General features: G+C 64.4%; 24 protein-coding genes, 1 tRNA gene and 1 pseudogene. 10 read left to right on the top strand and 16 right to left on the bottom strand.

Going from position 1 to position 22,117, the window contains the following annotated elements; genetic code table 11:
• Window position 1: 1 nt before the first annotated feature.
• Both EV665_RS01200 and EV665_RS01195 read right to left on the bottom strand, forming a co-directional pair.
• A complete protein-coding gene (locus tag EV665_RS01200; protein WP_133032789.1) occupies window positions 2-1,150 on the bottom strand; it encodes an amino acid ABC transporter permease in 1,149 nt (382 codons plus the stop codon).
• Window positions 1,151-1,229: 79 nt separating this feature from the next.
• Window positions 1,230-2,249, bottom strand: a complete 1,020-nt coding sequence (locus EV665_RS01195; protein WP_133032788.1) for an amino acid ABC transporter substrate-binding protein — start codon at window positions 2,247-2,249, stop codon at window positions 1,230-1,232.
• A 554-nt stretch (window positions 2,250-2,803) separates the two neighbouring features.
• Here EV665_RS01195 and EV665_RS01190 point away from each other — a divergent pair.
• On the top strand, window positions 2,804-3,001 hold the full coding sequence (locus tag EV665_RS01190) for a hypothetical protein (protein WP_064330672.1): 198 nt from the start codon (window positions 2,804-2,806) through the stop codon (window positions 2,999-3,001).
• A 41-nt stretch (window positions 3,002-3,042) separates the two neighbouring features.
• A pseudogene (locus tag EV665_RS32600) lies at window positions 3,043-3,234 on the top strand (hypothetical protein); the annotation flags it as partial.
• A 182-nt stretch (window positions 3,235-3,416) separates the two neighbouring features.
• On the opposite strand, the gene EV665_RS01180 reads toward EV665_RS32600, so the two are convergent.
• Entirely contained in the window at window positions 3,417-4,631 is a 1,215-nt protein-coding gene (locus tag EV665_RS01180; protein ID WP_133032787.1) for an MFS transporter, read from the bottom strand.
• A 482-nt stretch (window positions 4,632-5,113) separates the two neighbouring features.
• On the opposite strand from EV665_RS01180, the gene EV665_RS01175 reads away from it, so the two are divergent.
• Together EV665_RS01175 and EV665_RS01170 are read left to right on the top strand one after the other, a co-directional pair.
• A complete protein-coding gene (locus EV665_RS01175) occupies window positions 5,114-6,334 on the top strand; it encodes a helix-turn-helix domain-containing protein (protein ID WP_133032786.1) in 1,221 nt (406 codons plus the stop codon).
• 33 nt (window positions 6,335-6,367) lie between these two features.
• Window positions 6,368-7,000, top strand: a complete 633-nt coding sequence (locus EV665_RS01170) for a Vgb family protein (protein ID WP_064330676.1) — start codon at window positions 6,368-6,370, stop codon at window positions 6,998-7,000.
• Between the two features lie 49 nt (window positions 7,001-7,049).
• Here the strand turns inward: EV665_RS01170 and EV665_RS01165 are convergent, their stop codons facing one another.
• From EV665_RS01165 to EV665_RS01145, 5 genes are all read right to left on the bottom strand, one after another.
• Window positions 7,050-7,910, bottom strand: a complete 861-nt coding sequence (locus EV665_RS01165) for an urea carboxylase-associated family protein (RefSeq protein WP_133032785.1) — start codon at window positions 7,908-7,910, stop codon at window positions 7,050-7,052.
• Window positions 7,911-8,059: 149 nt separating this feature from the next.
• Window positions 8,060-8,482 carry an arsenate reductase (glutaredoxin) gene (gene arsC, locus EV665_RS01160; RefSeq protein WP_133032784.1) on the bottom strand — a complete coding sequence of 141 codons (423 nt, stop codon included), beginning with the start codon at window positions 8,480-8,482 and terminating at the stop codon, window positions 8,060-8,062.
• 2 nt (window positions 8,483-8,484) lie between these two features.
• Window positions 8,485-9,543, bottom strand: coding sequence for an ACR3 family arsenite efflux transporter (gene arsB / locus EV665_RS01155; RefSeq protein ID WP_133032783.1), 1,059 nt, complete (start codon window positions 9,541-9,543; stop codon window positions 8,485-8,487).
• A 58-nt stretch (window positions 9,544-9,601) separates the two neighbouring features.
• Window positions 9,602-9,955 carry an ArsR/SmtB family transcription factor gene (locus EV665_RS01150; RefSeq protein WP_133032782.1) on the bottom strand — a complete coding sequence of 118 codons (354 nt, stop codon included), beginning with the start codon at window positions 9,953-9,955 and terminating at the stop codon, window positions 9,602-9,604.
• Between the two features lie 426 nt (window positions 9,956-10,381).
• On the bottom strand, window positions 10,382-11,245 hold the full coding sequence (locus tag EV665_RS01145; RefSeq protein ID WP_162852937.1) for an MBL fold metallo-hydrolase: 864 nt from the start codon (window positions 11,243-11,245) through the stop codon (window positions 10,382-10,384).
• A gap of 592 nt (window positions 11,246-11,837) precedes the next feature.
• Between EV665_RS01145 and EV665_RS01140 the strand changes: the two genes are divergently transcribed.
• Entirely contained in the window at window positions 11,838-12,782 is a 945-nt protein-coding gene (locus EV665_RS01140; RefSeq protein ID WP_133032780.1) for a M10 family metallopeptidase C-terminal domain-containing protein, read from the top strand.
• Window positions 12,783-12,809: 27 nt separating this feature from the next.
• Window positions 12,810-13,067 (top strand): hypothetical protein, encoded by a 258-nt coding sequence (locus EV665_RS01135; RefSeq protein WP_133032779.1) that lies wholly within the window; start codon window positions 12,810-12,812, stop codon window positions 13,065-13,067.
• Between the two features lie 178 nt (window positions 13,068-13,245).
• On the opposite strand, the gene EV665_RS01130 is transcribed toward EV665_RS01135, so the two are convergent.
• A tRNA-Ile gene (locus tag EV665_RS01130) sits at window positions 13,246-13,321 on the bottom strand.
• 154 nt (window positions 13,322-13,475) lie between these two features.
• Here EV665_RS01130 and EV665_RS01125 point away from each other — a divergent pair.
• On the top strand, window positions 13,476-14,231 hold the full coding sequence (locus EV665_RS01125; protein ID WP_133032778.1) for an SIMPL domain-containing protein: 756 nt from the start codon (window positions 13,476-13,478) through the stop codon (window positions 14,229-14,231).
• A gap of 478 nt (window positions 14,232-14,709) precedes the next feature.
• Here EV665_RS01125 and EV665_RS01120 read toward each other — a convergent pair whose 3' ends face one another.
• The 6 genes from EV665_RS01120 to EV665_RS01100 all read right to left on the bottom strand — a co-directional run bounded on the left by EV665_RS01120 (window position 14,710) and on the right by EV665_RS01100 (window position 17,428).
• Window positions 14,710-15,093: a hypothetical protein gene (locus EV665_RS01120; protein WP_064330686.1), complete on the bottom strand. Its 384-nt coding sequence runs from the start codon at window positions 15,091-15,093 to the stop codon at window positions 14,710-14,712.
• A gap of 111 nt (window positions 15,094-15,204) precedes the next feature.
• Window positions 15,205-15,555 (bottom strand): nuclear transport factor 2 family protein, encoded by a 351-nt coding sequence (locus EV665_RS01115; RefSeq protein WP_162852936.1) that lies wholly within the window; start codon window positions 15,553-15,555, stop codon window positions 15,205-15,207.
• A gap of 140 nt (window positions 15,556-15,695) precedes the next feature.
• The gene (locus tag EV665_RS01110) at window positions 15,696-16,118 is read right to left on the bottom strand and encodes a secondary thiamine-phosphate synthase enzyme YjbQ (protein ID WP_133032776.1); all 423 of its coding nucleotides are present in this window, start codon (window positions 16,116-16,118) and stop codon (window positions 15,696-15,698) included.
• Window positions 16,119-16,126: 8 nt separating this feature from the next.
• Window positions 16,127-16,255 (bottom strand): hypothetical protein, encoded by a 129-nt coding sequence (locus EV665_RS33035; protein ID WP_256388462.1) that lies wholly within the window; start codon window positions 16,253-16,255, stop codon window positions 16,127-16,129.
• A gap of 53 nt (window positions 16,256-16,308) precedes the next feature.
• Window positions 16,309-16,662, bottom strand: a complete 354-nt coding sequence (locus tag EV665_RS01105) for a DUF1428 domain-containing protein (RefSeq protein ID WP_064332574.1) — start codon at window positions 16,660-16,662, stop codon at window positions 16,309-16,311.
• Between the two features lie 193 nt (window positions 16,663-16,855).
• The gene (locus EV665_RS01100) at window positions 16,856-17,428 is read right to left on the bottom strand and encodes a transglycosylase SLT domain-containing protein (RefSeq protein WP_064330689.1); all 573 of its coding nucleotides are present in this window, start codon (window positions 17,426-17,428) and stop codon (window positions 16,856-16,858) included.
• 299 nt (window positions 17,429-17,727) lie between these two features.
• Here EV665_RS01100 and EV665_RS01095 point away from each other — a divergent pair, with 299 nt between their 5' ends.
• Window positions 17,728-18,834, top strand: a complete 1,107-nt coding sequence (locus tag EV665_RS01095; protein WP_064330690.1) for an ABC transporter substrate-binding protein — start codon at window positions 17,728-17,730, stop codon at window positions 18,832-18,834.
• Window positions 18,835-19,279: 445 nt separating this feature from the next.
• Here EV665_RS01095 and EV665_RS01090 read toward each other — a convergent pair whose 3' ends face one another.
• A complete protein-coding gene (locus tag EV665_RS01090; protein WP_133032775.1) occupies window positions 19,280-20,161 on the bottom strand; it encodes a branched-chain amino acid aminotransferase in 882 nt (293 codons plus the stop codon).
• A 184-nt stretch (window positions 20,162-20,345) separates the two neighbouring features.
• Between EV665_RS01090 and EV665_RS01085 the strand changes: the two genes are divergently transcribed.
• Window positions 20,346-21,386 carry a zinc-dependent alcohol dehydrogenase family protein gene (locus EV665_RS01085; RefSeq protein WP_133032774.1) on the top strand — a complete coding sequence of 347 codons (1,041 nt, stop codon included), beginning with the start codon at window positions 20,346-20,348 and terminating at the stop codon, window positions 21,384-21,386.
• A 79-nt stretch (window positions 21,387-21,465) separates the two neighbouring features.
• The gene (locus EV665_RS01080; protein WP_064330692.1) at window positions 21,466-22,116 is read left to right on the top strand and encodes a haloacid dehalogenase type II; all 651 of its coding nucleotides are present in this window, start codon (window positions 21,466-21,468) and stop codon (window positions 22,114-22,116) included.
• Window position 22,117: the final 1 nt, after the last annotated feature.

Below are 22,117 nucleotides of genomic sequence, written 5' to 3'. Positions count from 1 at the left end.
ATCAACGCTCCTTCAGCGCGACATGCGCATTGTACCAGTTCATCAGCAGCGAGATGGCGATCGAGAGCGCAAGGTAGACGCCCATGAAGATCGCGATCGTCTCGATCGCCTGGCCGGTCTGGTTCATCACCGTGTTGGAGACCATGACGAGGTCCGGATAGCCGATGGCGATGGCGAGCGAGCTGTTCTTGAAGACGGTGAGATAGGTGTTGGTGAGCGGCGGGATGATGATGCGCAGCGCCTGCGGCAACACGACGAGCCGCATGGTCTTGGCGCGGGCAAGGCCGAGCGCGGCAGCGGCCTCCCATTGCCCCTTGCTCACCGCCTGGATGCCGGCGCGCACGATCTCCGCCACATTGGCCGAGACGCTGAGCGCAAGGCCGAAGAGCAGCGCCACGAATTCCGGCCGCACATGCAGCCCGCCCGTCAGGCGGAACTTCCCGGCGGTCGGGAACTCCCAGTCGATGCTGACGCCGCCGGCAAGCCAGAGCACGAGGGCCGGCAGCACGAAGGCGGCCGTGGCGATGAGCGCGCCGTGATTGGACCGGCCGGTCGCGACACGCTTCTGCGTAAAGACCCGGCGGATGACGAACGCCGCCGCCGCGCCGCCGAGGAGGCAGGCGAGCAGCGCGCCGCCGCCGCTTTCGACCAGGGCCGCCGGCACGACGAGGCCGCTGTTGGAGAGATAGACGCCCGGCAGGAGGTTCAGCGCCTGCCTGACCGGCGGCAGTATGAGGATGATCAGCGAATACCAGAGGAAGAGATAGAGCAGCAGCGGCACATTGCGCAGAAGCTCGACATAGACGAGCGCAAGACGCGCCAGCAGCGGATTGCGCGACATGCGCGCAATGCCCACCGCAAGGCCGATGAGCGTGCCGAGGATGGCGGCGAGCAGCGACACTTTCACCGTGTTGGCGATGCCGACGAGGATGGCGCGGCCGACCGTGTCGGTCGCCTCGAAGGCGATGGCGGCCTCGGTGATGACGAAGCCGGCGGGCCGCGAGAGGAAGTCGAAGCCGGTCGCGATGTTCTGCTTGGCGAGGTTGCCGCTGGCCGTCGAAAACATCGTCCAGCCGACGAGGATCACGGCACCGATCGCGACGACCTGGTAGAAGAAGGCGCGAAAGCGCATGTCATGCAGGAAAGCCATGAATCCCCACCGCTAGAAACCAAAAGGGGACGGGCGCGCGCACCGCCATGCGCGCGCCCGGGTGATCGCTTGAAAGCGATCAGCGGATCGGCGGCGAATAGATCAGGCCGCCGGCGTTCCACAGCGCATTGGGGCCGCGCGTCAGGCCGAGCCTGGTGCCCTCGCCGAGATTGCGCTCGAACACTTCGCCATAGTTGCCGACGCTCTTGATGATGCTGTAGCCCCAGTTGTTGTCGAGGCCGAGCATCTTGCCGAGCTCTTCCGTGGCGCCGAGCATGCGCTGCACGTCCGGGTCCTCACTCTTCAGCATCTCGTCGACATTCGCCTGGGTGATGCCCTTCTCCTCGGCGGCCATCAGCAGCCAGACCGACCAGGAAACGATGTCGCCCCAGTTGGAATCGTTCTGGCGGAAGGCCGGTGCCAGCGGCTCCTTGGAGATGGTTTCCGGCAGGACCACGTAGTCGTCCGGGTTGTTGGCGACGGCACGGATCGAGGCAAGGTCGGACCGGTCGGAGGTGATCGCCTCGCAGCGGCCGGAATAGAAGGCCGCGCGGTTCTCGTCCGGGCTTTCGAAGACGACGAGCTCGAACTTGCCGTTGATCGCGCGGAAGAAGTCGGAAATGTTCTGCGCCGTCGTGGTGCCCGGCAGGGTGCAGATCGCCGCTTCCGTCAGTTCCTTGGCGCTGGTAACGCCGAGCGACTTCGCCACCATCAGGCCCTGGCCGTCATAGAAGACCGTCGGGCCGAAATCGAGGCCGAGCGAGGCATCGCGCGAGAAGGTGTGGGTCGTCTGGCGCGATAGGACGTCGATCTCGCCGGACTGCAGCGCCTGGAAGCGCGTGTTGATGTTGGTCGGGACGAACTCGACCTTGTCGCCGTCGCCGAAGACCGCAGCGGCGATCGAGCGGCAGATATCGGCGTCGAAGCCCTGCATGCGGCCCTTGTCATCGGGTGCCGCAAAACCCGGCGTCGCCAGTGAGACGCCGCAAACCAGCTTGCCGCGCGCCTTGACGGTTTCGAGCGTGCCGGCCGCCGAGGCCTGGCCGGCCATGGTCAGCCCGAGCGCGGCCGCGCAGATCGAAAGAAGTGCCTGCTTCATGCTTCCCCTCCCATTGGGTGTCGTTGGATGCGGCCGGCGCCGCCCTCCAGCGGCACCGCCCCATCGCGATCTTCTGGACCGCAATCATTGTGTACAATGCAAAAACAGCATCATCAACAGTTCAAGACATGGAATGTCGACAATCCAGCCAAATCGGCCATGTACAATGGGTATGAAGCGATGTATGTTGAACATCAACTGCTGTTTCACACGCTCCCGGATGCGCATCTCGCACCTGAGAAGGCTTGTGCACGTCGATAAATTTATCAGGCGATACAGTTTTTCGGGTTTTTACGTATACAATTTTCGTCGGACATCGTGGCCGGCTTTCCGGCTTGGGTTTCTCCCGGACGACGGGGCCGGAACGCGAATGTTCGGGCCCCGCCGCCGTTTTGCGCACCGCTCGGCAGCTTCTGGACCGGGCTTCCCCATGCAGGCGGGATTTCCCGCCGCGGCGTGTTCGCGAACACACCCGATTTTTTCCCGGATCCACCGGAACAATCGCTCCCCTTGCCGGTTTGAGCAGGGACAACGACGATTGAGCGTGATCGCCCATGCCGGACCAATCCAAGCTCTTTCCCGACCACCGCAGGCTGTCGGGGGAACGCTACACGATAGAGACCTTTCGCGCGGCCTATGACCTGCCGGCGCAGGAGGCCAAGCGCCTCTACGACAAGTTCGGACCCTCGAAACGGGAGCTGGACCTGCTCATGCGCGCCCGCAAGAACCCGGCGCAGTTCCTGAATTTCTGAGAAGCGCCGGAACAAGCCCCGGAACAAGCAAGGAGCCGACCATGACCATCGGAAAACCACAGAGCGGTGCCCCCGGCACCACCGAGCATTCCCCCCGCTGGGAAGGCCCCGAGGCAACGCGCCCGCGTGGCTACCTCCCTGCCAAGGACGATCCGGATCGCGACCGGGACGCCCATGGCGAAAACAATGCCGACCCGTCCCGGGAGAAGCTGAGCGATGCCGGCAAGACCCGCGACGACCCGCCGGAGGATGCCGCGGAGACCGAGGAAGAACGGATCGAGCGCAAGCAGGCGACGAACCCCGCCCTGATGCCGATCGGCGACCCGTCCGGAGCGGCTTAGGGCGAACCTGTCCGCACCACCGGCCACTTCCGCGACTGGGCTCCTCGTCCCGAGGAGCCCAGCATCCCGATCGTTCAGGCCGCCGCCAGCGCCGCGCGCGCCCTCGGCACCGGCTTGAACGTCATGGCGATCAGGAAGGCGCCGAGGCCGATGCCCCAGGAGCCGACATAGAGCCAGGTATAGCTGGCGAAGGTGTCGTAGATCAGTCCGCCGGCAACCGGCCCCAGCGCCATGCCGAGGCTGCCGGCCATGGCCGTGCCGCCGATGACCGTCCCCATCATGCGCAGCGGGAAGTTTTCCCGGGCGATCACCGCATAGAGCGGCATCACGCCGGCGTAGATGAAGCCGAACAGACCCGCCACGACGTAGAAGGAGGCAAGCCCGCCGGCAAAGACATAGGCGAGCGCGCCGAAGGCCTGCGCGAAGAGGCCGAGCACGAGGATGTGCTTGGCGCCGAACCGGTCGCCAAGAAGCCCGAAGGCGACCCGGCCGCCCATGCCGGCAAGGCCCTCGATGCTGTAGATCGAGACGGCGGCGATCATCGGGATGCCGCAGGTGATAGCATAGCTCACCGTGTGGAAGATCGGCCCGGAATGGGTGGCGCAGCAGAAGAAGTTCGTCAGGCACAGGATGATGAACTGCGGCGTCTTCAGGATATCGCGCGTCGTCATGCCCGCCTGTGGCTCGTCGGTCGCGGCAGGGTCCTCGCCGCCCGCCTCCAGCGCCGGCGCACGCCGCACCAGCAGGGATGCCGGGATCATCACGACGGCGACGAGGAGCGCGATGATCTGCATCGCGCTGCGCCAGTCGTTGAAGGTGACGAGCCAGGCGGCAAAGGGCGACATGGTCATCGGCGCCATGCCCATGCCGGCCGAGACGAGCGAGACGGCAAGGCTCCTGTGCGTGTCGAACCAGCCCGTCACGCAGGCCATCATCGGCGCGAAGACCGCGGCGACCGCCACCCCAGCCACCAGGCCGAAGACGAACTGGAAGGCAAGGAGCGACGGCGCGAGGCTCGCCGCAAGCAGGCTCGCCGCCAGAAGCACCGAGCCCGACAGCACGACCGGCCGCGGCCCCCAGCGGTCCGAAAGGCCGCCCCAGACCATGCTGGCGAAGGCCATGGCGAGAAAGCCGACGGTCATGGCGGTGGAAATGCCGGTCACCGACCAGCCGGTCTCCCTGGCGATCGGCAGCAGGAAGACCGGCAGCGAGAACATCGCGCCGATGGCGATGCAGCCGAGCAGGCCGCCCGCGGCGACGATCACCCAGCGATAATGCGTATGGATCATTGTCATCTCCTCTGTGGCCCCCGGCTGGCCGGCGCCGCGCCCAACTCAATCTCGATCATGCCGCCTACCCCTTCCATCGGATAGCGAAGGCCGTCCTCGCCACGGCCCTTCGGCACGAGGACGAGGACGTGACAGGAGTAGGTGGGGCACTCCTCACACGGCCGCTCCTGTAAAAGACGCTGACGCCGACCATTTCCGACACCTTGTTCGAACAAATCGCGAAATTGTACTCGGCGCGCTTTGTCGCCAACTCCTCCGGCGGCGCGGAGGCCCGGTCGTCGAAGTTGAAGTCGCTGGGTCAGCGCCTCGCGCTGTCGGGTGCATGCCCTTTCCGCGGCCAACAGCGGCAGGCGGGCCTTCAGCCCGTTCCTCATGGGAAACGACTTGATTGCGCATCGTGAAACGCCTTTCTTCTCTATCGAGGCAGCGAGCGTAAGCGGCGGCCGCGGAAAAGCGGGAGTGACAAGTGTGACGGGAATACAATGGACTCGATGATCACCGCCGCCGCCCGGGCGCTCGCCAGTGGCGATCCGCTCGGCGCGCTGAACCGCGTGGCGCTGCGCGATGACGCGCCAGCACTGGCACTGCGCGGCATCGCCATGGCGCAGCTCGGCGATCTCGACCGCGCGAAGGCGCTGCTGAAGAGCGCCGCCCGTGCCTTCGGCCCGCGCGAGGCGGTGGCGCGGGCGCGCTGCGTCGTCGCCGAGGCGGAAATCGCCCTCGTCTCGCGTGATCTCACCTGGCCGGTGAAGGCGCTCGCCACCGCCGAGGCGACGCTCACGGCGCACGGCGACTGGCTGAACGCCGCCCATGCAAAGATGCTCGCCATCCGCCGCCTGCTGCTGATCGGCCGACTGGACGATGCCGCCGCCCTTCTTGCCGCGATCGATCCCGCCACCCTGCCTCCACCGCTTCAGGCCGCGCATGCCCTCTCCGCCGCCGGCATCGCGATCCGCCGGCTGCGCACGGCAGCGGCCCGCGAGGCCTTCATGCGCGCCGCCGCAGCCGCCCGGCAAGCCGGCATCCCCGCTCTCATCCGCGAGGTCGAGGACGCCGCCACGGTCCTGCAAAGCCCCGCCGGCCGGCTGATTGTGGAAGGCCGCGCGCAATCCCTCCTGCCGGGCGAGGTCGAGGCCCTGCTTGCCACCGACAGGATCGTGGTGGATGCCTGCCGCCACGTCGTGCGCTGCGGCGAGACCACCGTCTCGCTCGCCACACGGCCGATCCTGTTCGCGCTGCTGCGCACCCTCGCCGAGGCCTTTCCCGGCGGTGCCAGCCGGGAAAGCCTGCTGCTGCGCGCTTTCCGCGCCCGGCACGCCGACGAGTCGCATCGCGCGCGCCTGCGCGTCGAAATGGGCCGGTTGCGGGCCGAGCTCGAACCGCTCGCCGGGATCACCGCCACGAAGGACGGTTTCCTGCTGGTGCCGCGCGAAGGAAGGGCCGTCGCGGTGCTGGCGCCGCCGCACGACGAGCCCCATGCCGACATGCTCGCGCTCTTTGCCGATGGCGAGGCCTGGTCGAGCTCGGCGCTCGCCATCGCACTCGGCACCAGCGCCCGCACCGTGCAGCGCGCCCTCGAACAGCTCTCCACGGATGGCAAGGTGCAGGCGATCGGCCGCGGCCGTAGCCGGCGCTGGCTGACGCCGACACCCGGCGCTTTCTCGACAGTCTTGTTACTCCCGGGTCCGCTACCGGGCGATTAGGATCGCCCCATCAACGATCCAAAGGAGATTGAGATGACCACTTCCAAAGCCGACATCCTGCGCGAATACGGCCCCTTCCCCGGCGTGGAGCAGGTCCACGGCGTCACCTTCGACGGCAAGGCCGTCTGGTTCGCCTCCGGCGACAAGGTCAATGCTCTGGACCCGGACGACGGCCGCATGCTGCGCTCGATCGATCTTGCGGCCCATGCCGGCACCGCCTATGACGGCCGCCACCTCTTCCAGATCGCGGAAGACCGCATCCACAAGATCGACCCCGCCTCCGGCGCCATCGTCTCCACCATCCCCGCGCCCGGCAAGGGCGGCGATTCCGGCCTCACCTGGGCGGAAGGCTCGCTCTGGGTCGGTGAATACCGCAGCCGGCAGATCCACGAGATCGACCCGGAAACCGGCGCGCTCCTCCGCACCATCGAGAGCAACCGCATGGTGACGGGCGTCACCTGGGTGGATGGCGAACTGTGGCACGGCACCTGGGAGGGCGAGGAAAGCGACCTGCGACGCCTCGACCCCAGGACCGGCGCGGTGCTCGACACCATCGTCATGCCCGCAGGCACCGGCGTCTCAGGCCTCGAATCCGACGGCGCCGACCGCTTCTTCTGCGGCGGCGGGAACAGCGGAACGATCCGCGCCGTCCGCCGCCCGCGCTGAGCGTCTTGCTTCTACCGCATTGTCCGACGCCGAACCTATGCCGCTTCGGCTAGAGACCATGGGTGCCGTCGTAGCCGTTGACCGGCGGCGGCGCCCAGCCTTCCGGCAAGGCCTTCGGCTTGTAGATCTCGACGACCATCGGATAACACGCCGCCGTGTCGGAGGAGTGCTGCGCCGAGCAGTCGCCGCCCGGGCAGGCCGACATGCAGCCGAGAAGGTCGATCTCGGCGAAGAATTCCAGGTAGTCGTCCGGCCGCACCGGGCTCGCCTTCATGAAGTACTGGCCCGTATCGCGCGTGAAGCCGGTGCACATGAAGACGTTCAGCACGTCATGCACATAGGTCTCCGCCTCGCGCAGCGCCATGCCGGTCTTCGCCGCGAAGGCGCGGGTGAGGTTCGAGTGGCAGCAATGATGGTACTGCCCGCCATGGCTCAGCAGATTGTGCGTGTAGGGATCGCAGCGCGTGCCGATCACGTCATGCACCGCGCCGCCGAATTCATCGAAGCCGTACCAGTCGAGCGTATCATGCGTGATGGTCGCGATGGGGCGCAGATAGGGGAAATTGGAAAAGAGCTGGTCGCCGAGGCCGACATGGGTGCCGGCGAGCGCCCGCGTCTTGCCGGTATAGAGCCGTTCCTTCAGGTCCTTGGCATTGAACAGGTTGAGGTCGCCCACCTGCGGCCCCTCGCTGCAGACGATGCGGCAGAAATGCCCCGCCGGCACCGACCACGTCGCCGCCTCGCGCGGCGGCACGACAACCCTCTCGACAAGCGTCAGGTCGTCTCTCAGCGCACGGTAGGCCGCAAGATCGGGACGCGTCAGGGTCTCGACCGGATAGCAGGTCACCGGCCGGATCGCCTTGCGGGCAGCGGCGTCGCCGGGCGCCGCCGTGATGGGGTTGGGCTTCATCTTTCCGTCTCCATGTCATAGCGCACCGCCATGGCAGGCATCGCGCGTCGCCCGCGACTATAGCCGGTTCCTGCCGCCTGTCAGCCGTCCTTCGCCGACCTTTCACGTCGCGCTGCAGGCATAGGTCTCCGGCCCGGGCCGGGACCGTTTCAGACAACGCGCCTCCCCGTCTCGTCGAGAACCTGCTCGCCGTCTTCCTTGAAGAAGGGTCCCGCGAGCGTGTCGGGAAGGATTTCGAGGACGCGTTCGGAAGGGCGTGCGAGCCGCGTGCCCAGAAGTGTCACGACGAACGGCCGGTTGATCAGGATCGGCGTCTCCACCATCGCGTCAAGCAGCTGCTCGTCGGAGAGGCCGGGATCGTCGAGGCCGAGATCGGCATAGGGTGTCCCCTTCTCGCGGATCGCCTCGCGCACCGTCAGGCCCGCCTCCGCGATCATCCTGGCGAGGTCCTCGCGGGATGGCGGGGTCTTCAGATATTCAACGACGGTCGGCTCGATCCCCGCGGCACGGATCAGGGCCAGCGTGTTGCGGGAAGTGCCGCAGGCCGGGTTGTGATAGATGGTCGCGTCCATGGTCAGGTCCTTTCGGTCGCGGCATTTCGGGATACGGCCGGAGCCGCCTCGTACCAGCCCTTCGTCCGGTTCACGATCCAGACGACGGAAAGCATCACGGGCACCTCGATGAGCACGCCGACGACCGTCGCAAGCGCGGCTCCGGACTGGAAGCCGAACAGGCTGATGGCCGCGGCGACAGCCAGTTCGAAGAAGTTCGAAGCCCCGATCAGGGCCGACGGCCCGGCCACGCAGTGGCGCTCGCCCGCCATCCGGTTCAGAAGATAGGCCAGCCCCGAATTGAGATAGACCTGGATCAGGATCGGAACGGCCAACAGCGCGATGATGGTCGGCTGTGCGATGATCTGCCCGCCCTGGAAGCCGAACAGCAGGACCAGTGTGGCCAGCAGGGCCAGCAGCGAGAGCGGCTGAAGCTTTTCCAGCATTGCGTCCAGCGCGCGTGTCGTGCCGTCGGCCGTCAGTCTCCTTCTCAGGACCTGCGCGATCACCAGCGGAACGACGATATAGAGACCGACGGAGATTGCGAGCGTATCCCAGGGCACGGTGATCGAGGACAGGCCGAGCAGCAGGGCGACGATCGGCGCGAAGGCGACGATCATGATCGTGTCGTTCAGCGCAACCTGCGACAGGGTGAACAGCGGCTCGCCGCGCGTCAGGTTGCTCCAGACGAAGACCATGGCCGTGCACGGGGCCGCAGCCAGAATGATCAGGCCTGCAATGTAGGAATCGATCTGGCCGGCGGGCAGAAACGCCCGGAACAGCCAGCCGACGAACAGCCAGGCGAGGAGCGCCATGGAGAACGGCTTGACGGCCCAGTTGACGAACAGGGTGACCCCGATCCCCCGCCAGTAACCGCCGACCTGCTTCAGCGCGCGAACATCGATCTTCACCAGCATCGGGATGATCATCAGCCAGATGAGGGCGGCGACGGGAATGTTCACCCTGGCGATTTCCGCCGCGCCGACGGCATGGAAAACGTCGGGCAGCAGATGGCCGAGCGTCACGCCGACGGCGATGCAGAGAAGGACCCACACCGTGAGATAGCGTTCGAAAGCGGACATCAGGCCGACGTCTCCCGGCAGGTGCCCGAACACTGGCTGGCGGAAAGCGTGTTCGCGCTCACGACGGCTTCACCTGCGGTGCACAGCACGGCGTGAGTTCGGCGATCAACGGCGCGCAAAGCTCGGTCGCTCCGCCGCAACAGTCCTTGACCAGGAAAAGCGTCAGATCACGAAGCGCTTGGAGGTCGGCCCTGTAGATGATCGACCTGCTCTGCCGCTCGCTCTTGACCAGCCCTGCCCGCGACAGCGTCGCAAGATGCGCCGACATCGTGTTCTGCGGCACATCGAGGAGGCGCGCCAATTCACCCGCGGGCACGCCGTCGGGCTCATGCCTGACGAGAAGCCGGAACGTCTCGAGCCGCGTTGCCTGGGCCAGTGCGGCGAGCGCCGCGATCGCTGTATTGTTTTCCATATATCCAGATTAATGGATATAATTTTGTTGTCAAGCCGCATTCGGCGACAAGGCCGAACATCAGTAACTGAAACACAGGCTTGCAACGACAGCAAACTCCCGATCCGCCAGCACGCCTCGTATTGGCGAGATCGGGGTCGAAAACTGCCGGTCCGGTTTCGGAGAGCGAGGCCGAGACAGCAGACTTCCACAGCGCGATCGAGAACGTCGTTGCAGTTCGGATCTCCTTCGGCGGGACACGCTGAATAGATGAGATCTATGTTGACTCCATAGCCCTCGAAAATGAGCGATGAAGATCGGCTGCACCCCACTGGAGTCATCGGCGGTCCGGCCGTTTCTTCTTCATCGCACGTATTGTGTGGATTGCCGCGAGAGCGACCCCGCTACCGCATGGCCGGAGATCGGTATTGTCATTCGGTTCGGAGGCTATTTCGTAAGAATTGAGATCCGGCCGAAATCATACTTCCTGTACTGACGTCCCCATGGATCAACCCCCTCTTCCGATGTCACCTTGCCTGAAAGAACATCTTCCGTCGCGGCCAATGCGATGGGCAAAAGGTCCTTACTTTGGCAGGGCGCATTGTGGCAGGGCATCAGAAAGTCGAATTCGTCGTAGTGCCGCATCAGAAGCTCATAGCTGGCGCGCAATGCGCTGACATCCCCGCCATCGAGATGCGACCAAACGGCACCATCGAGCAGGATGTCGCCGCAAAAAAGGATGCGATGAGTTTGATCCAGCAGGCAGATGTGGTCCGGTGCCTCGCCCGGCGTATGCAGCACCTTCAACCGTATGCCGCCGATGTCCAGGACATCGCCATGCTCCAGCCACCGCGATACCTGGAAAGGCGGCAGCGCTGCATTCTCCCGCGAGAAGCCGCGCGGCCATGGCGGCGTCACGACTTTTTCGTTGAGAAGCTCCCAGAATAACGTTTCCCGCGGCACACCATTGCGCGAAATGTCACGCGAGCGTGGGTGATCAAACATTACGATATTGCTGAACTGGCTGTTGCTGCCGAGATGATCCAGATGCGTATGCGTATTGATCACAGTCACGGGATGGCTGGTCAGCAGTTCGACGACCCGCCGCAAATTTCCAATGCCGCATCCGGTATCGATGAGCACCGCGTGCTGGTGGCCTATGAGCAAATTAAGGACGGTATGCTCATAGTGGCGAGGTTCCGAGATTGCATAGAGATAGTCGGTGATCTGCTGGACTTCGAACCAATCGTCATCAATGGTGATGCGGTGTGGCTGGGGAATGGAACTTGAGTGTCGAGCTGTCGCAGGCATTTGTACTTCGCTCCCACTTTCACAATGGTAGGACCCTCCCATAGCGCAAGGCGCCCCGCAACCCAATTGCGCGTGGCGGCGCCTTCCTTTGGTGGAGTTGCACCGTGAGTTCACACACTGACGCGAGACTGACCGGTGCAACGGAGGGGAAAACTCCGTGTTTAGCCGCCGTTCGCAGATTGTACCGACCCCTTAAGTTATTAAGCAGTTCGAAGTGGAGGGCCGCCAATTGCGCCCTGCGCGCCGAGATGGGCGTATTCGCTCTTGCCGTAGACGCGAAAGATGAGCCGGCTGCGGCGCTTTATCGGCATTTCGGGTTTGTGGCCTTCGCCTCGAAGCCGCTGCAACTCTTCCTGCCGCTGGCGAGGATTGCCAGAACCTGACCGGCATATTGCGTTAGAATATCCGGCCGCGAGAGTAGATTCTCACGAAAAGTTATGGTGGGGCGCCACATTTACTATTGCTGCAACCGCTCATACCCATAAACTACCGACATAATAACAACCTATTGTCGAGACCGATCAACGGGCTCCAACGAGATGCTGTCAGCAGATTTTCGCCCATGCGTTCGCTGTGAAAACCGGAGGAAGATATGACGACCTTTTCTTACAAAGGCTACCTTTCGACCCACAACTCGAATGGTAGTGCCACGAAGCTGAAATCGACGAAGCTCGAAGTGGTGGCCACCAGCAAGGACGCGGTTTTCAGCTACAAGCGCGCCGATGGAAAAGAGGGCATTACGATTACCAGCCCCGCCATCGAGCTACGCATAGACGGTAAGGTCTACGCTCCGAAAAAGCTCGACGCAGATATAACGCAAATCTCATGGCGGGATGGAAACGGCACAAAAGGCGTGGCGAACATCCTTGTTGTCGATCTCGGCGATCAGCAGTTCACCATGCAGATATCGGGAAACGACATTCCGACCTTATCCACCGCCGGGAAGTACAATTCCTTCGTGAATTCTATTACCAGTGAGAAACCGCTCACGTTCGGGTTCTTCGGTCCCGACGGGAAAATTCCCCTTGATCGGATTATGAAGCCGTCCGTCACGGAAAACGATCGCATTCTGGGGACGAACGGAAAGAACACCTACGATGGTGGCGTGGGGAACGACCAGATTTCCGGCCAAGGCGGCAACGATATTCTGAAAGGCGGCGCTGGAAACGACAAGCTCTATGGCGGCGCGGGCCGTGACGAACTCCACGGCGGAGCGGGCAAGGACGTCTTCATATTCAAGTCGATAAAAGACTCCACCGTCGCGGTGTCGGGGCGAGACACGATCAAGGACTTCTCCAGCAAGGAGGGGGATAAAATTGATCTCAAGGCCATTGATGCGGATACTACGACCAAAGGCAACCAAACCTTTGAGTTTATCGGAACGAAGGCTTTTTCAGGTGATGCGGGAGAACTGCGCTACATCAAGAAGGGCGGCGATACCTTCGTGTTCGCCGACGTAAACGGCGACAAGAAAGCGGACTTTTCGATCCTCATCGATGCAAGCCTCACGCTGAAAGCCACCGATTTTATTCTATAGAGAAATCCTCACGGCTGTAGCCTACGCTTGATCGCCCTGGCGATTTGTCGGGCGATCAAGTTCGTCGGCGTACCTTTGCCTCCGTACGTGGCTACGTTGTGCGCTATGCAGCAGCGCCATATCCTTTGTGTGCAGCCGCCGCGTATGGTCGATTTTCCGCTGCAAGCGGCGGCGCTCGTCAAGCTGGCGTTCGATGAGGATTTGCTTAATCCGAAAAGCACGGGGCTTCTGATCGACGTCTACGGCGATCTTATTTACGGGCATCTTGCATATGTCGGTGACTAGGGAAGGAGAAAAGCCGCAACAGGAGCGGATTTAAAACAGAATCGTATGGCGGTTGGGCTTGATCCGCTCACTACCTCTTGGGAGCTGGCCAAGCTGGTGCCCAGGAAAGGCCAACGACTTGATCAATCGGAAGGTGAAAATCCGAGAGAAGGGTTCGCAATGGACGATTCAGGTAAGTTGGTGGGCCCGGCAGGACTCGAACCTGCAACCAAGCGGTTATGAGCCGCCGGCTCTGACCATTGAGCTACAGGCCCGGCCCGGCGGGTGGCCGGGGGCGTCGGTCAATGGCGGCCGACGCGTAGAGATCGTCTAGACGAATTCGGCGAGCCTCACAAGCGTCGCCGTATTCTCTACACAATCACGGGCGAAGAACGGCGCAAGGGACGCAACCATCAGGAGATTTTCTTCATGTTCTACGGAACCCTGGGCCGCCGCACGGGCGCCAGCCTTGTCGCGCTTTCGCTTGCTCTTGCCGCTGCGATGCCGATGGCCGCACAGGCGCAGGACAGCGCCAAGCCGCGCGAGGCGACCATCGTCGTCACCGGCGAAGGCAGCGCGGAGATGGCGCCCGACATGGCCCTGATCGACCTCGGCGTCGTCAAGGACGCCAAGACGGCCCGCGAGGCGCTCGACGCCAACAACAAGGCCATGGCCGACATCCTGGCCGCGCTGAAGGAAGCGGGCATCGAGGAGCGCGACCTGCAGACCTCCAGCTTCATGATCAACCCGCAATACCAGTATCCGCAGAGCTCGACCGGCGAAAATCCGCCGCCGGTGCTGATCGGCTTCCAGGTCACCAACACGGTGACGCTGCGCGTACGCGATCTCTCCAAGCTCGGGGAGATTCTCGACACGGCCGTAACGCTCGGCGCCAACCAGGGCAACGGCATCCGCTTCGTCAACGACAAGCCGGACACCGCCGTCAGCGCGGCGCGCAAGAAGGCCGTCGAGAACGCCATGGCCAAGGCCAAGGAACTGACGGATGCCGCCGGCGTCGGTCTCGGCCGCGTGCTGGAAATCTCCGAAACCACCTATCGCGCGGAACCCATGCCGATGATGCGCGCCGTGGCCAAGGACTATGCCGCCGGCGGCGCCGTGCCGCTCGCCACCGGCGAGAACAGCTATTCCGTCACCGTCAACGTGACCTTCGCGCTCGGCAACTGAGCCGCGCGGAACGACGCTTTCGTGAAGGGCCGGACAACCGGCCCTTTTTTCGTTCCTCGATCGCCCGCGAAACGGGCGCGGACCGATCATCGGCAGGGAAAGGCCGCGCTCCCGTGGCCGCACATATTCCGCAGCAGGAAGCGTGCGGGTACCCTTCCCCCTGCAAAGCCCCCTCTTCGCAGCGGCGCCTTCACCGTGAACAGCACGCTCCCCTCCCGACTGGGGTAATCGCCATGGCACGGTATCGCCGTTCCCTCTCTGCCCGCCGGACGAGTGGGCAGGCGGCACGCCCTTCGTTTCACAGACCATAATCCTGCGGCCCTGCCGGGAATGGTGAGGCGCAAAACGCAAAAACCCTCCCGGCGGAACCGGGAGGGCGGCCGCTCGCCGGCCGGGGGTGACATGGACGAGCGGTGGCCGGGGGTGACATGGACGAGCGGTGTTCTCCAGGAAGAGGCCGGCAGGCCGGCCTTCCCACTCAGCGCCAGAGCACCGGGCAATGACGGTCGTTGGCAAAGACGATCCGGCCGTAGCCCTGGTAGCGGAAGCCCTCGACGACGACCTTGCGCGGCGTGACATCGGCGATGCGGGCGCGGCGCAGGCCGAAATCGTGCGCCTTCACCATGGCCAGGCGAGGATCGCAGCGTCCGCGGCCGCCCCAGTTGCCCTGGCGGCGGTCATGCCGGCGATCCCAGCGATCGCGGCGCCCGTCATGGTCGCGGATCTCGAAGAAGCCGTTGCGGTAGCCGGCCTGCTCGATCGACAGCTCGATATTGGCGGCGGAGGCGGCCGGCATGGTGGCCGTCAGCGCGCCGAGGCCGAGGACGGCGGCAAGAAGGGATTTTTTCAGAAAGCGGGTCATCGCGGGATCTCCTGTTCACACCGGCCGGATCGTTTCGTCCGGCGATTGAGGAGACCTTAGGAGGCCGAGGCTGAACGCAGGCCGAAGCCGTCGTTCAGCCGCCGTTCAACTTCATGAACCGGTGAAGAAGGCGATGCGGGTGATGGCCCCGTCCTCGAGCTCGAGCAGCAGGATCTTCTCCTTCGAATAGGCATCGCCCGCCGCCGACCGGCCGCGCGCCGTCAGGCGGATCGCGACATTGTTGCCGAGCGCATCGCTCATCACCAGCGCGTCGCCATAACTTTCGTCGAAGGCCTCGAAGTGCCGGGCGAGACGATCGCGCAACGCATCACGGCCATTGTCCATGCCCTCGCCGATGCCGGAGATCGAAACATCCTCGTGAACCTTGCCGGCAAGGGCGGCGAAGTCGCGGGCGTTCAACGCCTCGATGACGGCATGGTTGATGCTTTCGGTATTCGCCATGAACATCTCCTTCGAAATCCGCAGCGCGGGCGCCTGCCGGGCCTTCGCCGGCGACAGGCGAGAACAGGACCCGGAACGCAAGGGTGGCACGCTCCGGGATGGATCGCCGCAGGAACGTTCCATCGGACCGGCCGGTTCCGTCAAGGGCCGAGATGCAGGACGATTTCGCGCCGGTGCGGCCGGTCACGGTGCTCGAAGAGATAGAGGCCCTGCCAGGTGCCGAGCGCAAGGCGGCCGCCGACGACCGGAATGCCGATCGAGACGGCTGTCAGCGCCGCCTTGATATGGGCGGGCATGTCGTCCGGCCCCTCCAGCGTGTGCACGATCCAGCGCATGGCGGGATCGTCCGAGGGCGGCACGAGGCGGCGGAAGAACTGGTCGAGATCGCGCCGGACATCCGGATCGGCATTTTCCTGGATGAGCAGCGAGCAGGAGGTGTGGCGGACGAAGACCGTCAACAACCCCTCCTCCACGCCCGCACCCCGCACGAAGGCGGCGGCCTCGCCGGTGAATTCGTAGAGCCCCTGCCCATGGGTCGGGACCGTCACGATCGTCTGCGGCATGGCGCGCGTCAGCCGCCGATGGCCCAGAACAGGGTGCCGACGACCACGATGAAGGCAAGGATGACGCCCATGAAGCGCGCCAGGCCCATATTCGTGTCCGTCGTGGTTCCGACGATCGCGTAGTAGAGGTTCGTCATGGCGTTTCCTTTCTTCCGGTTCCGGATAAGGGTTTAGCCTTCTTCCCCTCGGCTCACAACTCGACGACCGCCTCGAAGCCGCCGTAGATCATGCGCTTGCCGTCGAAGATATCCTTCCATTCGTCGCCCTTCAGCCGCTCGTCCGCCATCACCTTGGCAAGGATCTCGTCGCGCTTCGCGCGCGATTCATAGGTGATCCAGGAGAAGATCACCACCTCGTCGTCCTTCGCCAGAACGGCGCGGGGAAACGAGGTGAGCTCGCCATAGGGCACGTCGTCACCGATGCATTCGACATAATCGATCGCGCCGAGCTCCTTCCAGACATCGCCCGCCGTGCGTGCCATGTCCTTGTACCGCTCCAGATTGGCCTTCGATACGGCCAGCAGGAATCCATCGACATAGGTCATGATCGTCTCCTTCTTGGGTTTGGACATGACAAGGACGTGTGTCGGAAGACCGATCCGACAAGGGGGAGCGGATTTTTGTCGGGGTGGCGGTGATGGCCGGCGCAGTGGCTGGTGGACCCATCGGGTCAAGCCACGCACATTGCCCCCATGGCAGGATCTCTAACTGCAACTCTGGTGGCCGATACTCTCGACCTTACCACGCCCCGCAATTCTTCAACTGGCGCGAATAGCTGGCCGCCATGTTGGCCGCGCGCTTCGCACCGGCCTTGGCCGTGCCGCTCCAGTTGCCGCGCGAATAGCCGGCATGGCCGTGGTAGTAGGCGATGTAGAGGCGGTAGGTGTCGTTGAGGGCGATGCCGTTCTTGCGGTTGCTCTCGGCGTGATACCAGGCGATGAAGCGGATCGCGTCGGAGAAATCCTTGCGGTTGGCGGCCCAGCGGCCGGTCACGCGCTTGTATTGCGCCCAGGTGCCGTCGAGCGCCTGCGAGAAGCCGAGCGCGCTCGATTGGCGCTTCCAGGGGATGAAGCCGAAGAGCTTCGTGCGCGGCGGGCGCGCATTGTGCCGGAAGCCGGACTCCGTGTAGATCGTCGCCATGAGCACGGGAACGGGCACGCCATATTCCCGCTCGGCGCGGTAGGCGGCTCGCCGCCAGTTGTCGAACAGGCCGTCACGTTGCTCGAAGATGGCGCAGGCATTCTGCGTCTGCCGTGGAACAGACGCGCATCCGGCAAGCAACAGGAGGACGACGATCAAGACGCAACGCATCGCAGTTCCTCAGAATTTCCGGATATTTATAAATCGTAAATCTTAACAATCCGTTTTGATTCAAATGCCGCATACGGCCTTCCATTCACGCGGCTGATCCGCCCATCAAATATGCAAATGCATTATTTTGTTGCGCTTTTTCCCCTTCCGGCCTAATCAATCTGCAGCACGCCGGCCCTTCGTGAACGATTGTTCCGGACCGTGAAAGAACCCGCTCCGCATCGGAATCCGGCCAGCGCCGTCCGGACGCGTGAGCATCTGCGACCGGGCCGACCATGGCCCCAGTTGAGGAGACTCCCATGAAGAAGCAGATCTTTGCCGGCGCCCTGCTCGCCGCGTCCGTCGCCTTTGCCCCGCTCGCCCATGCGGACATCGTCATCGGCCTCGTCGCCCCGCTGACCGGCCCGGTCGCCGCCTACGGCGACCAGGTGAAGAACGGCGCGGAAGCGGCCGTTGCCGAGATCAACAAGAACGGCGGCATTCTCGGCGAACAGGTCGTCCTGAAGCTGGCCGACGACGCCGGCGAGCCCAAGCAGGGCGTTTCGGCCGCCAACCAGATCGTCGGCGAAGGCATCCGCTTCGTCGTCGGCCCGGTGACCTCGGGCGTCGCCATCCCGGCCTCCGACGTCTTCGCTGAAAACGGCGTGCTGATGGTCACCCCGACGGCGACCGCGCCGGACCTGACGGCCCGCGGCCTCGAAAACGTGCTGCGCACCTGCGGGCGCGACGACCAGCAGGCCGAGGTTGCAGCCGCCTATGTGCTCGCGAGCCTGAAGGACAAGAAGGTCGCCGTGATCCATGACAAGGGCGCCTACGGCAAGGGCCTGGCGGACGCCTTCAAGGCCGCGCTCAACAAGGGCGGCGTCACCGAAGCGCTCTACGACTCGGTCACCCCGGGCGACAAGGACTTCAGCGCGCTGATCACCCGCCTCAAGTCGGACGGCGTCGAGGTCATCTATTTCGGCGGCTACCATCCGGAAGGCGGCCTGCTCGCCCGCCAGTTGAAGGACCTCGCGGTCGATGCCACGATCATCGGCGGCGAAGGCCTGTCGAACAGCGAATACTGGGCGATCGGCAACGAAGCGGCTGCCGGCACGCTCTTCACCAATGCCTCCGACGCGCTGAAGAGCCCCGATTCGCAGGCCGCCGTCGCCGTGCTCAACGAAAAGGGCATCCCGCCGGAAGCCTTCACGCTCAATGCCTATGCCGCCGTCGAGGTTCTGAAGGCCGGCATCGAGAAGGCCGGCAGCGCGGAGGATTCGGCCGCCGTCGCGGCAGCGCTGAAGTCCGGTGAAGCCATCCCGACCGCCATCGGCAAGCTGACCTATGGCGAGAACGGCGACCTCACCTCGCAGAGCTTCTCGCTCTTCAAGTGGGAAGACGGCAAGATCGTCGCCGCCGAATAAAGCGAAAGACGCCAGGAACGGAAAACGCCCCACATGCCGCGTGGATCCTCGGGTCAGGCCCGAGGATGACGGCAGTGGGTGGGGCGGGGTTTACCGGCGAACCTGACGCCGGGGCGAGAGCCCCGGCGTTTTTGTTTGGCGACGTCCGCCTCGCCTCTCCTCCGTCATGGGCTTGACCCGACCATCCATGCAACAAACGCTGCGCTTGCCGCTGGTCGGCGGCAGTGGGTGGGGTGGGGTTTACCGGCGAACCTGACGCCGGGGCGAGAGCCCCGGCGTTTTTGTTTGGCGACGTCCGCCTCGCCTCTCCTCCGTCATGGTCGGGCTTGACCCGACCATCCATGCAACAAACGCTGCGCTTGCCGCTGGTCGGCGGCAGTGGGTGGGGTGGGGTTCACTGGCAAACCTGGCGCCGGGGCGAAAGCCCCGGCGTTCTTGTTTGCCCTCACGCGTCGCCGTCGGAATGCGCCCAGTCGAAATAGAGGTCGCGCGCCTTGGCGGTGATCGGGCCGGGCTGGAGGTCGCGGTCGTCGAGGCGCGTCACCGGAACCACCTTGGAATAGTTGCCCGAGGTGAAGATCTCGTCCGCGCTCTCGAAATCGGCGACCGTCAACGTCGTCTCGACCACCTCGAAACCGGCTTCCTTCAGCAGGCCGATGACGCGCATGCGCGTGATGCCGGCAAGGAAGGTGCGGTTGGCGGCGGGCGTGAAGACGACGCCGTCCTTGACCATGAAGATGTTGGACGAGGCGGTTTCGGCGACATTGCCCAGCATGTCGCGCACCAGCGCGTTGTCGAAGCCGCGCTTCCTGGCCTCCACCAGCATGCGGGCATTGTTCGGATAGAGGCAGCCGGCCTTGGCATCCGTCGGCATGCATTCCACCGTCGGGCGGCGGAAGGGCGAGAGGGTCAGCGAGGATGCGGCCTTCGGGTCACCCATCGGCGCCTCGAAGAGGCAGAGCGCGAAGCGGGTCGATTCCGCATCCGGCGCCACCACGCTGAACGAGCCGTGCTCGGCCCAGTACATCGGCTTGACATAGATCGCCGTCTTGCCGTCGAACTTCTTGACGCCTTCCCAGGACAGCGCCTCGATCTCCTCGGCCTTCACCATCGCCTTGAGGCCGAGCGCCTCGGCGGAGCGGTTGACGCGCTGGCAATGCAGGTCGAGGTCGGGCGCGATGCCGTCGAACCAGCGCGCGCCGTCGAAGACGGTCGAGCCGAGCCACATGGCATGCGAGGTGGGGCCGATGAGCGGCGGGTTGCCTGAAACCCATTCGCCATCCACGAAGGTCCAGGTCGTCGAGCGTGGTGAGGTATCGACTGGCATTTTGTAAACTCCTTTTTGCCCATCAAGGCCCGGTGGGCCGGACCGGTCAAGTCACAAATGCCTTCCGACAGCCGGCCGCGCTTGTCCATTCAAGATGTTGAATGGGTGCATCAGGCCTTATCATGGGTGACGCCGTTGAGGGCGTTCGAGGCGCATGCGATACAAGAACAGAAGGGAGATCACCATGCGCGCGATGTATTACGAAGCCTTCGAGGCGACACCCGAGATCCGCACCCTGCCCGACCCGACGCCTACGCCCGGCGGCGTGGTGATCAAGGTGGAGGCGACGGGGCTCTGCCGCTCCGACTGGCACGGCTGGATGGGCCATGACCCGGATATCCGCCTGCCGCATGTGCCGGGCCACGAGCTCGCCGGCAGGGTGGTGGCCGTCGGCAGGAACGTGCGCCGTTTCCGCGAAGGCGAGCGGGTGACGGTGCCCTTCGTCTCCGGCTGCGGCCATTGCGGCGAATGCCGCTCGGGCAACCAACAGGTTTGCGAAGAACAGTTCCAGCCCGGCTTCACCCATTGGGGCTCCTTCGCCGAACTCGTCGCCATCGATTTTGCCGACCACAATCTCGTGCACCTGCCGGACGCGATCGACTATGCCACGGCCGCCAGCCTCGGCTGCCGCTTCGCCACCTCTTTCCGCGCCGTCGTCGACCAGGCGCGCGTGACGGGCGGCGAATGGGTGGCCGTGCACGGCTGCGGCGGGGTGGGCCTCTCCGCGATCATGATCGCCGCCGCCCTCGGTGCCAACCCCATCGCCATCGACATTTCCGCGGAGAAACTGGACTTCGCCCGGAAAATGGGCGCCGTCGCCGTCATCAACGCACGCGAGGTCGCCGACGTCGCGGAGGCCGTGCGCGAGATCACCGGCGGCGGGGCGCATGCCTCGGTCGATGCGCTCGGCTCGCCCGTCACCTGCTTCAACTCGATAAAAAACCTGCGCCGGCGCGGACGGCACGTGCAGGTCGGCCTGATGCTCGCCGACCATGCAACGCCCCAGATTCCCATGGCCCAGGTCATCGGCCACGAGCTGGAAATCTACGGCAGCCACGGCATGCAGGCCTGGCGCTACGACGCCATGCTGGCGATGATCGAAAGCGGCAAGCTCGCCCCGCAACGGCTGATCGGCCGGCATGTCAGCCTGGAGGAGGCCGTGCCCGCCCTGACGGCGATGGACAAGGCGACGGACCTCGGCATCAGCGTCATCACGCGGTTCTGAAGGGCCTGCCGACCCGATTGACTTTCATCGTCCGATGGCGACCAATCGCCCTCGACAATGCCAGAAGGAATCGCCGCCCATGTCCCATGCCGCCTATGTCTTCGACGCCTATGGCACGCTGTTCGACGTGCACGCGGCGGTGCGCCGCCATGCGGGGGATGTCGGTCCGAACTACCAGATCTTTTCCGAGATCTGGCGCGCCAAGCAGCTCGAATATTCCTGGACGCGGGCGCTGATGGGCGCCTATGCCGATTTCTGGCAGCTCACCGAGCAGGCGCTCGACTATACGTTCAAGCGCATCGGCGGCGTCGATCCGACGCTGCGCCAGAAGCTGCTCGACGCCTACTGGAAGCTCGACTGCTATCCGGAAGTGCCGGCCGTGCTGAAGGCGCTGAAGCAGCGCGGCGCGCATATCGCCATCCTCTCCAACGGCTCGCCCGCCATGCTGGCCTCGGCGGTGAAGAATGCCGCACTCGACACCGTCATCGACGACATCTTCTCGGTCGATGCGCTGAAGACCTACAAAACCGCCCCCGCCGTCTACGATCTCGTGACGACGAACTACCGGCTCTATCCGAGCGCCGTCTCCTTCCAGTCCTCCAACCGCTGGGACATCGCCGGCGCGACGAAATTCGGCTTCCGCACCGTCTGGATCAACCGCAGCGACATGCCGGACGAGTATTTCGACCTCGGCCCCGCGCTGATCCTGCCGTCGCTCGAAAGCCTCTGAA

It is taken from the genome of Shinella granuli (assembly GCF_004341885.1).
Taxonomy (GTDB): Bacteria; Pseudomonadota; Alphaproteobacteria; order Rhizobiales; family Rhizobiaceae; genus Shinella; species Shinella granuli.
Note: the sequence above shows the minus strand (reverse complement) of the source record. Positions and strands in the feature narration are given on the sequence as shown.